This window comes from Paenibacillus oenotherae, from assembly GCF_019443105.1.
GTDB classification, from domain to species: Bacteria; Bacillota; Bacilli; order Paenibacillales; family Paenibacillaceae; genus Paenibacillus_Z; species Paenibacillus_Z oenotherae.
In genome coordinates, this window is the sequence record NZ_JAHZIJ010000019.1 from 28,836 (window position 1) to 44,136 (window position 15,301).

11 protein-coding genes are annotated in these 15,301 nt (G+C 53.0%); 2 read left to right on the forward strand and 9 right to left on the reverse strand.

What is annotated here, in order from left to right:
• Positions 1 to 131: 131 nt before the first annotated feature.
• Entirely contained in the window at positions 132 to 1,661 is a 1,530-nt protein-coding gene (locus K0T92_RS20090) for a Ppx/GppA family phosphatase (protein ID WP_219874272.1), read from the forward strand.
• Here the strand turns inward: K0T92_RS20090 and ppk1 are convergent.
• Positions 1,658 to 3,715 carry a polyphosphate kinase 1 gene (gene ppk1 / locus K0T92_RS20095; RefSeq protein ID WP_219874273.1) on the reverse strand — a complete coding sequence of 686 codons (2,058 nt, stop codon included), beginning with the start codon at positions 3,713 to 3,715 and terminating at the stop codon, positions 1,658 to 1,660. The two genes, K0T92_RS20090 and ppk1, sit on opposite strands and share 4 nt — an antisense overlap.
• A gap of 332 nt (positions 3,716 to 4,047) precedes the next feature.
• Between ppk1 and ytvI the strand changes: the two genes are divergently transcribed.
• Positions 4,048 to 5,163: a sporulation integral membrane protein YtvI gene (gene ytvI, locus K0T92_RS20100; protein WP_219874274.1), complete on the forward strand. Its 1,116-nt coding sequence runs from the start codon at positions 4,048 to 4,050 to the stop codon at positions 5,161 to 5,163.
• A gap of 436 nt (positions 5,164 to 5,599) precedes the next feature.
• Here the strand turns inward: ytvI and K0T92_RS20105 are convergent, their stop codons facing one another.
• The 8 genes from K0T92_RS20105 to K0T92_RS20140 all read right to left on the reverse strand — a co-directional run bounded on the left by K0T92_RS20105 (position 5,600) and on the right by K0T92_RS20140 (position 15,208).
• On the reverse strand, positions 5,600 to 5,995 hold the full coding sequence (locus K0T92_RS20105; protein ID WP_219874275.1) for an FxsA family protein: 396 nt from the start codon (positions 5,993 to 5,995) through the stop codon (positions 5,600 to 5,602).
• A 1-nt stretch (position 5,996) separates the two neighbouring features.
• The gene (locus tag K0T92_RS20110; RefSeq protein ID WP_343223752.1) at positions 5,997 to 6,506 is read right to left on the reverse strand and encodes an acyl-CoA thioesterase; all 510 of its coding nucleotides are present in this window, start codon (positions 6,504 to 6,506) and stop codon (positions 5,997 to 5,999) included.
• 131 nt (positions 6,507 to 6,637) lie between these two features.
• Positions 6,638 to 8,392, reverse strand: coding sequence for a pyruvate kinase (pyk, locus tag K0T92_RS20115; protein WP_219874276.1), 1,755 nt, complete (start codon positions 8,390 to 8,392; stop codon positions 6,638 to 6,640).
• Between the two features lie 90 nt (positions 8,393 to 8,482).
• A complete protein-coding gene (locus K0T92_RS20120) occupies positions 8,483 to 9,496 on the reverse strand; it encodes an acetyl-CoA carboxylase carboxyltransferase subunit alpha (RefSeq protein ID WP_219874277.1) in 1,014 nt (337 codons plus the stop codon).
• A complete protein-coding gene (gene accD / locus K0T92_RS20125; protein ID WP_219874278.1) occupies positions 9,486 to 10,358 on the reverse strand; it encodes an acetyl-CoA carboxylase, carboxyltransferase subunit beta in 873 nt (290 codons plus the stop codon). Before accD ends, K0T92_RS20120 begins: the two co-directional genes overlap by 11 nt.
• A 37-nt stretch (positions 10,359 to 10,395) precedes the next feature.
• Positions 10,396 to 10,590, reverse strand: a complete 195-nt coding sequence (locus K0T92_RS20130) for a glutamate decarboxylase (RefSeq protein ID WP_219874279.1) — start codon at positions 10,588 to 10,590, stop codon at positions 10,396 to 10,398.
• A 221-nt stretch (positions 10,591 to 10,811) separates the two neighbouring features.
• The gene (locus K0T92_RS20135; RefSeq protein WP_246628311.1) at positions 10,812 to 11,294 is read right to left on the reverse strand and encodes a phosphatidylglycerophosphatase A family protein; all 483 of its coding nucleotides are present in this window, start codon (positions 11,292 to 11,294) and stop codon (positions 10,812 to 10,814) included.
• Positions 11,295 to 11,533: 239 nt separating this feature from the next.
• On the reverse strand, positions 11,534 to 15,208 hold the full coding sequence (locus K0T92_RS20140) for a DNA polymerase III subunit alpha (protein ID WP_219874329.1): 3,675 nt from the start codon (positions 15,206 to 15,208) through the stop codon (positions 11,534 to 11,536).
• Between the last annotated feature and the right edge of the window lie 93 nt (positions 15,209 to 15,301).

Consider the following 15,301-nt stretch of genomic DNA (forward strand, 5'->3'; position numbering starts at 1 on the left):
GCCGCACTTCTCTATCGTAACATTAAATTCTGCCAAAACACAAAAAACCGCTCTTTTGACTCCGTTTCATTAATGGTACACTGTTCTGTAGAATAGAACTCGACACCCCAATTCCGGAGGTTCTTAAAGTTATGACGGAACAACGCATCGGCATTATTGATATCGGCTCCAACTCGATTCGCCTCGTCGTATACGAGCGGACTGCAGCTGGTGCTCATCGCGTAATCGACGGGAGCAAGCGGTCAGCGCGGCTCAGCGAACAAATAGACGATACCGGCAGCCTGCCGGATCATAGAATTGGCGATCTCATTGATATGCTCAATCACTTTCGCCTCATATGCGCACATCACCGTACCGGACAAATCCGCGCAGTGGCTACTGCCGCTATTCGCAATGCAACCAACCGCAATCATATTCTTCAACGTGTGGAATCAGAGACCGGCCTTGCCATCGAGCTGCTTTCGGGCGAAGAGGAGGCAGGCTACGGCTTCCTCGGCATGATCAACTCCATGGAGATAACAGATGGTTTTCTTATCGATATCGGCGGCGGAAGCACGGAAATCTCGCTCTTCAGAAACCGCAAGCTCGTGCAGTCCGTTTCATTCCCCTTTGGATGTGTCAGCATCACCCGCCGATTCTCGCTGAAAGGGATGCTGGAAGATGAACAGCTCGGTGCGCTGGAGCAAATGATCGAGAAAGCGGCACAACGCGAGGCATGGCTCAGGCAATCCCCGGGACTGCCGCTTGTCGGTGTCGGCGGCACCGTGCGCTCGCTTGCCAAGGTTCACCAGGCCAGTATCAAATATCCGTTTGATAGCTTCCACAATTATCCGATCTCCCACGAAGCGGTCGATGAACTGTTCGGGGCATTGCGGCCGCAGCCGCTTGAGAAGCGGCGCAAGGTTGCCGGCCTCTCGAAGGATCGGCTGGATATTATCGTGCCCGGAGTTGCCATACTGCGCAAATTCGCAAGAATCATTCAGGCTTCGCATTATTTGATCTGCGGCTCTGGTCTCAGGGACGGGCTATTCTTCGCGACACGCTTCCCTGAACGGCCGCAGCTTGATGATCCGCTGGGGTTCAGCGTCAATAATCTCGCCGCGCTGCATCCTGAAGCACCGCAGCAGCATGTCTCCCAGGTGAACCGTGCTGCACTGCAGCTGTTTGATGCGCTTGAACCGCTGCATGCGTTTCCCGCGCGGGCACGTCTGTTAATCGACACGGCCTCCACTCTTTTTCGAATCGGAGCGAGCATCGATTATTATGACTATACGAAGCATACCTTTTACCTCATGATCAATTCACATATACACGGCCTGTCCCATCGTGAAACGCTGCTCTGCGCCGCTATCGCTTCCTACAAAAGCAAGAATCGCGCGAGACAGCTTGCGGCCGTTTACAGGCCGATGCTGGACGAGACTGACCTGCTGCTGATTGGCAGGCTCGGCATCCTGCTCCAGCTTGCCATCGCGCTTGACCGGAGTGAGACACAGGCGATCGGCCGCCTTGTCATCGAACCCCAGCATGGCAAACTCCATCTGCGCGCTGTACGGGCAGATGGAGTACTGGCAATCGAGCGCAAGGAAGTAGATGCAATTGGAGATGATTTCAAGAAAATTTGGGGGCTTGCCCCTATCTTAACGCTCCCGGATTATCGTTAATTTTTCCATTTGGCAATTTTTCTGGCTTCGAACTGGCTGCGCATTGGCGGCGAATCATTCGTCACAAGCTCGTAATTGCCGCTCGGCAGAAGCTCGCGCGCTTTAACATTATCGATCAGGTTCAGCCGCAGCACGTTGATCATCATCTTGCGAAGCCGCGGATCGAACACGGGGCACATCAGCTCAATCCGGCGGGTCAGGTTGCGGGTCATCCAGTCGGCGCTCGACAAGTAGATTTCCTCATCGCCGCCATTATTGAAATACATGACGCGCGAGTGCTCCAGGAATCGGTCCACGATACTAATAACACGAATATTCTCGCTTCGTCCCGGTACGCCCGGACGCAGACAGCATACTCCGCGTACAATCAGTTCGATCCGTACGCCAGCCTGCGAGGCCTCATACAGCTTGTCGATCATTTCTTGATTCGACAGGCTGTTCATTTTGGCCACGATATGCGCAGGTTGTCCAGCCAAGGCATGCGCCTTCTCCCGGTCAATAAGTCCGAACAGCTTCTGCTTCAGATCAGTCGGCGCTACACCAAATGCCTTCCATTCATAAGGGGAAGAGTAGCCCGTTATTTCATTGAACAGCGCTGACGCATCCGCGCCAATGACAGGATGGGAGGTGAACAATCCGAAATCTGTGTATAGCTTCGCCGTATTGTCATTATAGTTGCCTGTGCCTACATGCACGTAACGGCGCAGCATCTGCTGCTCCCTGCGCACGACAAGCGTTATTTTGGCATGTGTCTTGAGACCGACAAGCCCGTACACGACATGGCAGCCAGCCTTCTCCAGCTGGCGCGCCCACGCAATATTGCGCTCCTCGTCAAATCTTGCTTTCAGCTCAACGACTACCGTAACCTGCTTGCCCGCCTCAGCTGCCTCCGCAAGCGCTTGAACAAGCGCCGACTGTCCGCTGACCCGATATAAGGTCATCTTGATCGCCAGCACGTCGGGGTCATGCGCCGCCTCTGTGACGAAATCATTCACGGCCTCGAAGGATTCGTATGGATGGTACACCAGCACATCCTCCGCACGAAGAATCGTGAACATATCTTCCGCATGATCGAATTCCTGAGGATAGACGGGCTCCGTGCGCTCGAATCGAAGTGAATCATAGCCCGGCAGAGAGCTGGCGAATCGCATCAGAAAGCTCAGATCGAGCGGCCCGTCAATCTCCATAATGTTCTCGCCAAGCTCCAGCTCCTCCTGCAGCACCTGAAGCGCGTAAGGATGCATCCCCTTGCCGTACTCCAGCCGGACCGGCATCCCCCAGCGGCGGCGCCGTATCTCCTTCTCGATTTCTTCCAGCAGATCCTCCGCTCCTTCTTCGTTAAGCGTCAAATCCGCATTTCGCGTCAATCGGAACGGGTGCACATCAATCGTTGTATAACCGTTGAATAATGTATTAATATGACGTTCAATCAGATCTTCAAGCAGGATGAATTCAGTCTTCTTGCTGTTCAATCTCCCTGGTACCGGTACGAAGCGCTGCAGAATAGACGGAACCTGTACGATCGCAATGAAAGGCTCCTCCTCTGGCGGAACGTTGTCCCGGCCCAGCAGGACGGACAAATACAGCTCCTTCGTATGAAGCAGCGGGAACGGCCGGCTCTGATCGACCGCCATCGGAGTAAGCACCGGAAATACGATCTCTTGAAAATAATCATCAATCGCCTTCGTCTGGGCGGCATTCAGCTCATCGATATCGCGGAAGCATATGCCTTGCTTGGTCAGATCGCGAAGCACCTCGCGGTAGACCTTATATTGGTCCGCCACCATGCGGGCCGTCCGCTTCATGAGACGTTTCCAGAGTCCGGCAGGCGTGTAGCCCGTAAAATCCTTTTTCGTATAACCGGCCTTGATCTGATCTTGAATGCCTGCAACACGGACACTCATAAATTCGTCCAGATTGCTGGACATGATCGCCAGAAATTTCACCCGCTCAAGCAGCGGACTGCCGGTATCCTGGGCTTCTTCCAATACGCGTCTATTAAACTCGATCCAGCTCAAATCACGGTTGACATAATACGGCAGTGGTCTGGTCACGATAAGATCCTCCTCAGGCGTTGTACAGCGGTGCTGCGCACTCGAAATGCAGTCAGAAGCCACATACAGCTTGCAATGCGATATGATCGCGCAGCAGTTCTATCTCACCCTATGTATACGGGCTTCGACGTAATTGTCTTCATTATGTAGCATTACTGTTACTCTCATGTTAATGGATTGTAAATGGAGCGTAAAGGGACTTGCTTTAGCCTGTTTTATTTTGGTAAACATGATCCGTCATGATACAATATACAACAATACGCTCACGATCAGAAGCCGAAAATCCGATTGGTTTGCAGGCTGACACAGAAAACTTGGGGGAGTGAAGGAGTATGGATCGTACTTTATGGCGGCGGGTTGGTCGTGCGCTGCTTGTAGTTGTTGGAATTGTGTCTCTTATACTGGCTGTTATCTATATTACTCCTTTTGTTTATCCGTTTGTTCTGGGCTGGCTGCTCGCCTATATGCTCAACCCTGTCGTTAATCTCATGCAGCGCAAGCTGAAGCTGCCGCGCTGGCTGGGCGTCACGATTTCTCTGCTGCTGTTCGTCATCGCCATGCTGACCATCGTATCAGCACTTGTAACCCGTATCGTCGTCGAAATTATCCATCTGTCCAAATCACTCGAAAGCACGGTAGCCTGGTGGAAAAATGAATTCGACCGGATCGTTGCCCTTCCGGAAATCCAAAGCATAATTCAGAAGATCAGTACGTTCTATCAGGAAAATCCTAATTATCAGGAAACGATCAATACGCGAATTTCCGATACGGCGAATTTGCTCGCCCAAACCAGCTCGGATATTATCAGTTACTTCGTGAATGGCATTGTCAGCATTATTTCGTCACTGCCGAATGTCGCTACAATTATGATTGTCGTCATTCTTGCTGCTTTCTTCATCAGTAAAGACTGGTACCGCCACCTCGTCAAAATGCAGAGCTGGTTCCCCGGTTCGGTTAGAAAAACAACGTCCGCAGTCTGGAACGATCTCCAAAAAGCATTGTTCGGCTACTTGCGCGCCCAGCTCATTATGATCTCCATTACCGCTGTCGTCGTGATCATCGGCCTGCTTATTCTGGATGTGGATTATGCCATTACGATTGGTCTGCTTATCGGATTAATCGACCTGCTGCCTTACCTCGGGGTGGGTGCCGCAATGGTTCCCTGGATCGCCTATACATTCATTTATGGAGACATCTCGCTCGGGATCGGGCTTTCTGTGCTGTATGCTGTCATCCTCGTTGCCCGGCAAATTCTCGAACCGAAGGTGCTTGCCAGCAGCGTCGGACTTGACCCTCTCCCTACTCTGATCGCGATGTTTGTCGGGCTCAAGCTCTTTGGCGTGCTGGGACTTATTATCGGCCCTGTCTCCCTCGTCATTTTGGATGCTTTTAACCGTGCCAATGTGTTCAAAGATTTGTATATGTTTATTGTGAGGGGATATAAGTAGGAGGCCGCTCCCATTCGATAGCGACGAATCCACCGATCCTTGACTTGCGACTTGGGTGGTGTCTAAGCTTCATAGGCGAACATTCCTGCGAAAACGCATGTTTTCTTTCCCCAAGAGGCTACTGAAGGCTGAATACCTGCCAAAGAGCAGGAATTTCGTCGTGATTCGCTGAAACTGGTCAAAATCAGCTTAAAAAGCAGCACATTCGCAGGCATTCTCTAAGCATAACTTATTTAAACCAAAATACCTGCCGTCTTGCACCTTTCCCCCTTCCTTCCTCCAATATTCTGCTATGCACCACGTGCAGTCACAGCACGCAGTGTTTCGCCGTATGACGGACGGCGGTTGGCGGTCGGTCAACCTCAGTAGCCTGCATTGCAATCAAAAACGCCCGGCCTTCCGCATTTCGTTGGATGGCCGGGCGTTTTTAGCAGCATTATCTGTTGATCCTAAATGTGCCGTTGCCGTTGCGGAGTTTTTTCTCCAGCCACCTAAGGATCAGTATGCGATATAGCGGTCTGGTTAAGGGGAGCAGAAGCGTTATTCCGATGATATCCGTGAAGAAGCCCGGCGCCATCAACAGCAAGCCGCCAATCAGAATACACAGTCCATTCAGCATTGCATGTCCGGGAGGCTGTCCCTGCTGCAGCTGCTTCTGCACCTCAATAAGCGCTTTGCGCCCTTCCATTCTTGCAGCATTCGCCCCGGCAAAGCCAGTCAGCAGGATCAAGCCGAATGTCGCCCAGCCCCCAATAAGCTGCCCCATTTGGATGATGCCCCATATTTCGATGGCGGGTATGATGACAATAGCTGCAATAATCCACTTCAGCATATTAACAGTCTCCTTTCTCGTCCCCGCCTGCTACCTTTTGGATAATGTCATACAGCTCGGGAAGCGCCTTGTCCAGCCGCTTGGGCCTCCAATCTGTACTGACCCACACATGCCGCGTTCCACCCTTCACCAGCAGCTCGCCTGGAGGTTCAGCGCCATTCCACTCAGCAGGGATGATCTCATCATCGGCAATCCGCCTCACTTCTGAACGAAACGCAATACGAACGGTCGAATACTGCTGAACAGATGTGCACACAATGATCCGGTCATCGTAGCGGGCAGGCAATATGTATTTGCAAGTCAAATCTACAACCGGAAGCAGCAAGCCCCTCTTCTCGATCTCGCCATAGGGCATACCCAAATGCCTGACAAGCTCCGTTCGGCCGATCTCAAACCAGTTCACATAGTTAGCATGAAAAACCACGGCCATCTGATCCGTTTCCTGATATCGTACTCTTAACGGATGCAAGTGCCAATATGTATCTTTCGTTACGATTCCCCAATCTCCCACCTGCCACGTCCTCCTTATCCGTTGCTGCTCTATTCTCGCTTCTCATGTCGATGTAGAACAAGAGCGACGGTGTCGCGCACCATCGCTCTTGTTGTATTTATCCGTTATGACAGCCCTCTAAAGAGCAGTTCTTACAATACTTTGGCTTGACCGGAGTAGATGATGCCTACTTCAGCATATACCGTAACTTCCATGCCGTCACGCAAAATTTGGGATGCATCCTGAACGCCAAGGATAACCGGAATACCCAGATTAAGTGCAACGATAGCCGCGTGACTCGTAACGCCGCCTTGCTCAGTAATTACGGCTGCAGCTTTGTTGATTGCAGGCATATATTCCTTGTCGGTCGATACCGTAACAAGAATGGAGCCCTCTGTCGTCTTCGCGACAGCTTCTTCAGGAGTGCGGGCGATAACGATCTTGCCCGTTGCGCTTTGACCGCCGATGCCTTGTCCTTTGGCAAGCAGCTCGCCAACGGTGTGGATCTTGATCAGGTTCGTCGATCCCGAACGTCCTACTGGCACGCCTGCAGTGATGATAACCGTATCACCAAGCTTAACAAGGCCGGAATCAATACCGCCGCGAACCGCAATATCGAACATTTCGTCCGTTGTATTTGCAGGTGTTCCTTTAACTGGAATAACACCCCATATAAGCGCCATACGACGCATTACTTGCTCTACAGGCGTCACAGCAACAATCGGAGATTTCGGACGATATTTCGAGATCATCCGTGCGGTATAACCGCTCTCTGTTGAAGTAATGATCGCTTTCGCACTCAGATCAAGCGCCGAGTTGGCTACAGCTTGGCTGATCGCTTCCGTAACCGTTGTTTGTTGAGCATTCGCTTGCTTCGTGAAGATCTCGCGATACTCAAGAGCGGATTCTGCACGAACCGCAATTCGTGACATCGTTTGTACAGATTCAACCGGATATTTGCCAGCGGCTGTCTCACCGGACAACATGATCGCATCCGTACCGTCAAAGATCGCATTCGCAACGTCACTTGCTTCTGCACGAGTCGGGCGCGGATTGCGCTGCATGGAATCCAGCATTTGTGTTGCCGTAATGACCGGCTTGCCGGCGCGGTTACACTTTTGAATCATTTGCTTCTGTACCAGCGGCACCTCTTCAGCAGGAATTTCCACGCCAAGGTCTCCACGCGCAACCATCAGACCATCGGATACCTCAAGGATTTCATCCAGGTTATCTACACCCTGCTGGTTCTCAATCTTCGAAATAATTTGGATATGGCTGCCATTATGGCGTTCCAGCAGCTCACGGATCTCAAGAACATCACTTGCTTTGCGCACGAACGATGCAGCGATGAAATCAACGCCTTGCTCGATACCGAAGATGATATCATTCGCATCCTTCTCTGTAATGCCAGGAAGGGAGATATGAACGCCCGGCGCATTAACGCCTTTCTTGCTCTTGATCGGGCCGGAGTTTACGATGCGGCATTTGATCTCCGTGCCTGCAACCTCTTCTACCGTCAAACCGATGAGACCGTCATCGATCAGAATCGTAGAGCCAATGCTGACATCAGCAGGCAGATTCGCGTAGGTAACCGGAATACGGTTGCGATCGCCAAGAATCTCTTCTGTCGTGAGCGTGATCGTGTCTCCTTGATTCAGCTCGATCGGCTCTTCCTTCAGCTTGCCCAAACGAATTTCTGGTCCCTTCGTATCAAGCAGAATCGCTACTGTTGTGCCCAGCTCTTGGCATGCTTGACGGATGTTGATAATCCGGTTGCCGTGCTCCTCAAAATCACCGTGCGAGAAATTGAGACGTGCAACGTTCATTCCAGCATTGATAAGCTTCTTCGTGTTCTCCAGTGATTCGCTGGAAGGACCAATCGTACATACAATCTTAGTTTTGCGCATGAGTAGTTTCCATCCTCCGTTAAATGCATAGCATGTCTGATTTTAAATTACATAATTCGATGCTGCTTATTCAGTATATGGCCAGAATCTTCACACTTGGGCGGTGCCAGCAGGCTCGGAAACCGGCTGCTCCTGCCCGTCTTCAGGCTCCGGCTCACGGAACTTCCCAATACGGCGAAACTTGTCGTAACGATCCGTTATGAGCTGCTCCGGTGTAAACTTGGATAACTGCTGCAAATGGCGCCATACCGCTTCCTTGATCGTCTCGGATTGCGCCGCCAAATCACGGTGCGCACCGCCCTGAGGCTCTGCAATGATCTCCTCGACAATGCCGAAATCGACCATGTCATTCGCCGTGATTCTCATAACCGCAGCCGCTTCATCCGCACGTGATGCATCCTTCCACAGAATAGACGCGGCTCCATTAGGCGAAATAACCGAATAGATCGCATTCTCCAGCATCAGAACACGGTTGCCTACCCCGAGTGCAAGCGCGCCTCCGCTTCCGCCCTCGCCAATGACAACACAGATGATAGGCACGCCAAATACTGCCATTTCGCGCAGGTTGCGGGCAATCGCTTCCGACTGGCCCCGTTCCTCGGCAGTGTTGCCGGGATACGCACCCTTAGTGTCAATAAACGTGACGATCGGACGGCCGAATTTGTTCGCCTGCTGCATCAGCCGGAGCGCCTTGCGGAACCCTTCGGGATGCGGGCTGCCGAAGAAACGAGCGATGTTGTCCTTCGTATCTTTGCCTCGCTGATGGCCAATAACGGTAACCGGCACACCATTAAGCTTGGCCAAACCGCCAACTATTGCAAGATCGTCCGCAAACAGACGATCCCCGTGAAGCTCAATGAAATCTGTAAAAATCGCTCCTATGTAATCCAGCGATGTAGGCCTGCCATGATGGCGGGCCAAATGCATCTTCTGAGCGGGCGACAATTCATTATACAGCTCTTCCTGCAGCTGATTGCATCTTTGCTCAAGACGGGATATTTCATCCGTAAAATCAATACCGGATTCCTGGCCAAGCTTTTTCAATTCATCAATCTTTAGACGTAGGTCGCTAAGCGGCTTTTCGAACGGCAGCTCACCCGCCATGGGCGATATCCCCCTTTACCGAATGCATATCAAGCAGCTTGGTCAACAACGACTTCAAATCTTTGCGATGTACGACTTTGTCCAGCTGTCCATGCTGTAGATTAAATTCCGCGGTCTGAAAATTATCCGGAAGCTTCTGGCGGATCGTCTGCTCAATAACGACACGTCCTGCAAAACCGATCAGTGCCCCCGGCTCGGCCAAATTAAAATCGCCAAGTGTAGCAAAGCTCGCGGTGACACCGCCTGTCGTCGGATCAGTCAGAACCGAGATATACAGGCCACCCTCGCCTTGGAACTTCGCCAGTGCAGCGCTTGTCTTCGCCATCTGCATCAGGCTGAGAATGCTTTCCTGCATCCTCGCTCCGCCTGAGGTGGAGAAAATAATAAGCGGCAGCCCCTTCTCATGGGCTTGTTCGATCGCACGCGTTATTTTCTCGCCGACAACCGAACCCATGCTCCCCGCAAAAAAGTCAAAGCTCATAACGGCAACAACAACAGGAAATCCGCCGATCAACCCTTCACCGGTCACGACGGAATCGCGCAGGCCGGAGCTTTCCTTCTGGGCCTCCAGCTTCTTGGCATAACCCGGGAAGCTGAGCGGGTCTTCCGACTCCAGCTCAGCATTATGCTCTACCATGGTCCCTTCATCAAGCACCATGTTAAGCCGTTCCCAGGCATTCAACCGGAAATGATGACCGCAGCTCGGGCAAACTTTGAGATTCTTCTCAATTTCCTTGCTGAATTGAATGTTCCCGCATTTGGGACATTTGGACATCAGGCCTTCCGGAATATCCGGCTTCGTTCTCGGTTGGGCGGAAGGTATTGTGGCATATTTTTTTTTATGAAATAAGTCCTTGAACACAAGAGACACCTCTTTAGCGGCGCAGTAGATTTTAATTCTACCTCTGCGAATTCAAAATGTTGTTCAGCACTTCCTGCACTTCATCCAGTTCGCCGGAAGGGACCAATATTTCGTATTGCTGCTTAGAAACATTAATCGGTCTGATCTTTACGAGAAACCCTTCCTGCGTTAGCCGGTTTTTGATGCTCTCGGCAATTTTTGCTGTCGGCGCAATATAGATAACCGTCCACATGAAAGGAACCCCCTGAGCTTAATAAAACTTTATCCAATAAGAAACGGGATAGATTGGAGCCTTCATACTCTCTGACCGCTGCCGTAACAGCCCAAAGGCCCTGCGCTACACAAATAGATGCTTTCAGGGCATATAATGTCATAATGATAGCATAAATTCGCTTTTCACCGCAACGGCGCATGAATGGAAACCGTTTTTGAAGCCCGTTAATTGCTGTAAGCTTATGGAATTTCAGGTATGGAATATCGCGTTGCCTTGGGATCTTTATGGGCAATTCGCGCAGATGCGGCTGCGGCGACACCAGCTACTAGATCGTCGAGAAACACATGGATATGCTGGCCCTTCTCATTGAGCGTGCGTATAATTCCCGGCTTGACTTTGTCCAGATAACCAAAGCTCGTGAGACCGATCATCCCGTACACATTCGTGATCCCCAGCGCAAGCGTCTCGTCCACGCCAAATAACGATTCGTCCGCTTCCATGATCGCTTGCAGCGGGGCTGGAAGCAGCTTCTGCTCCGCAAGCTCGTCTAATGCAATACCGGTAAAAAGCGCATATTGCACTTCCCGCTTGGACAACACCGTATGCACACTATCTTCGCACTCCTCAAGCGACAGGCTCGGATTGTACGGACTTTGCAGCGAATAAACAATCTCCGCAATATTGGCAACTGTTACACCGCGTCTTTCCAGCCATTTCTCCATTTCGGACGACACCGCTTCATCTCCCTGCCGCAGCTTGTACGAAGCGAGGCGGAACGTTGTATCATCACAATGATGACACCCGCTTGTCATCGTTCAGCTGGCGTTAGTTCTGGAGCGAGACAGCCCATAGCCGCGTCAGCGGCATCAGCGCAGAGCTCCGTGTCTCCTAATGTATGCCGGCAAGGTGCAACATGTGCATGTATTAGCTGGCTATTTTCACAGGATGAATAAATAAGCCGTTATTTCACAACTGCTGACCCTTTGCCAAACAGCGATTCAATTTGCAAAATGAGCTCTGGTGATGGCTTTACGCGAAAAGCGTCACTAAGCGCTACTGTCTTCTGCTTGCTCTCATAGAAAAGCGCTGTCTCCAGCGGGCCTGAACGGCTGGTGAGCAGCGACTTCAACTGCTCCAAAGCATGCGGCTCCTCTCGTTCAGCAGCGATCTTGATGTAGAGCCGCTGCTGCGGCCTCGGCTTCGCTGCCAGCTCAGGCGCAGCCGATGCTCGGCGCCCTGCTGCGCCCCCCTCAGCGCGGCGCTGCGGCTGCGGCGCATCGCCCTGCCGGCGCTCGCCTGCCGCGGGCCCTCCAGCGCCGCTCTGCTGGCGCACCGCCTCTGCGGGCACTTGCGCTGCCGCCGGCGCAGTCGGCGCCCCTGCTCGCGCAGTTCGTGCGCGAGCCTGCTCCAGCCGCCGGACCTGTGACGCAAGGTCCAGCTCCGGACGGCCAAGCGGGACGACGTCCTCGACCAGCAGCTTGAAGTCGTCGTCCTGGTGCTGCACCTTCGCCAGAAGGATGGCGAGACTGCCCGGTTCCAGCAGCGCAGCATGCCGCTTCCAAACGGTCGGAAACGCGACCGCTTCGACGCGCATGATGCGATCCTCGACCTCGAGGAACGCCATCCCCTGCCCTTTGCGCGTCGTGAAAGGCTTCGCTGCTACAATCATGCCTGCGACTATCGCCAAGCCGCCTTCCGGAGCTTCGCCCAGCTCGACCAGCCGGTCAAGCGGCAGCTCGCTCAGGGACTCCTCATAGTCATCCAGCGGATGGCCGGACAGATAGAGCCCGAGCAGATCCCGCTCCAGCGCCAACAGTTGTCCGGTCGTATACGGCTTCACATCCGGCACCGCAATGTCCCAGTTCTGCACTTCATCGAATCCGAACATCTCGATCTGCAGCTCCTCGCGCTCCTTGCGCCACTTCAACGCCGCCTCCACCGTCTCCTCCAGAACAGCGACAAGCTGTGCCCGATGCTCGGCCAATGTATCACAAGCTCCGGCCTGGACCAGCGATTCCAGCACCCGCTTGTTCACAACGCGCAGATCAACGCGGCGGCAAAGATCAAGCAGGCTGTCAAACGGCCGCTCGGCACGCTCCTTCAGCAGCGATTCGATAGCCTGTGTGCCGACATTCTTGATAGCTGCAAGCCCGAATCGAACCGCTCCGTCCACTGGCGTGAAAGTCACATCGCTTTCATTGACATCCGGCGGAAGCACATCGATGCCCATGCGGCGGCATTCATCAACGAATTCCGCAGTCTTCCACTGATTGCCTGTTACAGAAGCGAGCATGGACGCCATGAAAGGAACAGGATGATTCGCCTTCAGCCACGCCGTCTGAAAAGCAAGCACGCCATATGCAGCGGCATGCGCACGCGGAAACCCATAATCCGCAAAACGAACGATCATGTCATAGACATAATTCGCTTCGTCAGCGGAATAACCCTGCTTCAAGCTGCCCTCTACAAAATGCGCACGCTGCTCATCCAGCACCTCGCGCTTCTTCTTCGATACTGCGCGGCGCAGCAAGTCTGCTTCACCAAGCGAGAAGCCTGCCATGGAAGAGGCAATCTGCATGATTTGCTCCTGATATACAATAATGCCATAGGTGTCTGATAGAATCGGCTCCAGAGACGGATGCGGATATTCAATCCCCACTGTCCCGTGCTTGCCCTGTATATATTTAGGGATAAATTCCATCGGTCCCGGCCTGTACAGTGCGACTACGGAAATAATATCCTCGAAGCCAGTCGGCTTCAGCTCCCGCAGCACCCGGCGGACCCCGGCGGACTCCAATTGAAAAATTCCGGTCGTCTCACCCCGCGCCAACATCGCATACGTAGCAGGGTCATCGTCTTCAATATGGCGGAAATCAATCGTAATGCCATGCTGCCGCTTCACCCAGTTTACCGTCCGCTCCAGTATCGACAGCGTACGCAGGCCGAGAAAATCCATCTTAAGCAGACCTACGGCCTCCAGATGCTCCATGGAATATTGCGTAAGCGGCGTGCTCTCCGTGCCCTCCTGCAGCGGGACATAATGCGTCAGCGGCTCACCGGAGATGACAACGCCGGCTGCATGAGTGGAAACATGGCGGGGCATTCCCTCCACCTTCAATGCCATCTTAAACATGCCGTCCGTGCGGGGCTGGCGCTCGCAGGCGTCACGCAGCTCAGGGCTTATCCGCAGCGCTTCCTCAAGCGTGATGCCAAGCTGATGCGGAATGAGCTTCGCCGCCCGATCCACCTCAGCGAAGGGCACTGCCATCGCCCGTCCGACATCCCTTACCGCCGCCTTGGCCGCCATCGTTCCGAACGTAATAATTTGAGCAACATGCTCCTCGCCGTATTTGGCCAATACATAACTGATGACCTCATCACGACGCTCATCATTGAAATCAATATCGATATCCGGCATCGTGATCCGCTCTGGATTGAGGAACCGTTCGAACAACAGCTTATATTTGAGCGGATCGACATCCGTAATATGAAGCGTGTAGGCGACCAGGCTGCCTGCAGAGGAACCCCGCCCGGGTCCCGTGCGGATGCCGCTCTCATGAGCAAACCGGATAAAGTCCCACACAATAAGAAAATAATCGCTAAACCCCATGCTGTCGATCACAGAGAGCTCATACTCCAGACGCTGAACGGCCTTCGCCTTAAAAGCAGGGTCCGCACTCCACTCGGCTCCCCCCGCATAGCGGCTCTCCAGCCCTTCACGGCACAATCTCGCCAAATAAGAGGCCGAAGTCATTTCATTCGGTATGGGATGGAAGGAGGGCAGCATCGCCCGCCCGAAGGTCAGCTCCAGCTTGCATTTGGCCGCGATCTCGACCGTTCTCGCAACTGCTTCAGGCACATGCCTGAACAAGAGGGCCATCTCCTCCGGACTCTTGAGATACATCTGGTCCGTGCCCATCTTCAGACGATCACTGTCCTCCACCGTCTTGCCGGTGCCGATGCAGATCAGCACATCCTGCACGGCGGCATCGGATTCCTTCATATAGTGGACATCATTGGTTGCGACAAGGGGGATTCCCGTCTCGCGGGAAAGCTGGATCATCGCCAGCATAACCTTCTTCTGCTCAAGCAGCCCGTGATCCTGAAGCTCCAGATAGAAGTCCTCGCCAAATATATCATAGTAGCGAAGCGCCGCCCGCCGCGCCTCCTCCATCCGGTCGTGGAGCAGATGCTGCGATACTTCGCCCCCCAGGCAGGAGCTGAGACATATAAGCCCTTCCGCATGCGCAGCTAACGATTCCATATCGATGCGCGGCTTGTAATGAAAGCCTTCCAAATGGCCGATAGAGCACAGCTTCATCAGATTGCGATAACCAGTCTCGTTGCGGGCAAGCAGAATCAGATGATAGGTCGGATTATCCTTGCGGGTGCCTTTCTCGAATCGCGAGCCCGTCGTCAAGTAGGCTTCACAGCCGATAACAGGATTTATTCCCCGTTCCAGGCATGCTTTATAGAAAGGAATGGCACCGTACATAACACCATGATCCGTAAGCGCCAGCGCCTTCATCCCAAGCTCTGCTGCCCGCGCCACCAGATCGCGGATGCGTACCGCACCGTCGAGCAAACTATATTCACTATGAACGTGCAAATGCACGAATTCACTGCCCCCGCTCATCACTACACATTCCTTCTTTCAATCGAAACGTCCGTTTTAACCAGTTTATCATATTGCCCTCTCCTAGCCCATAGAATGAAAGGGACAAGTAGC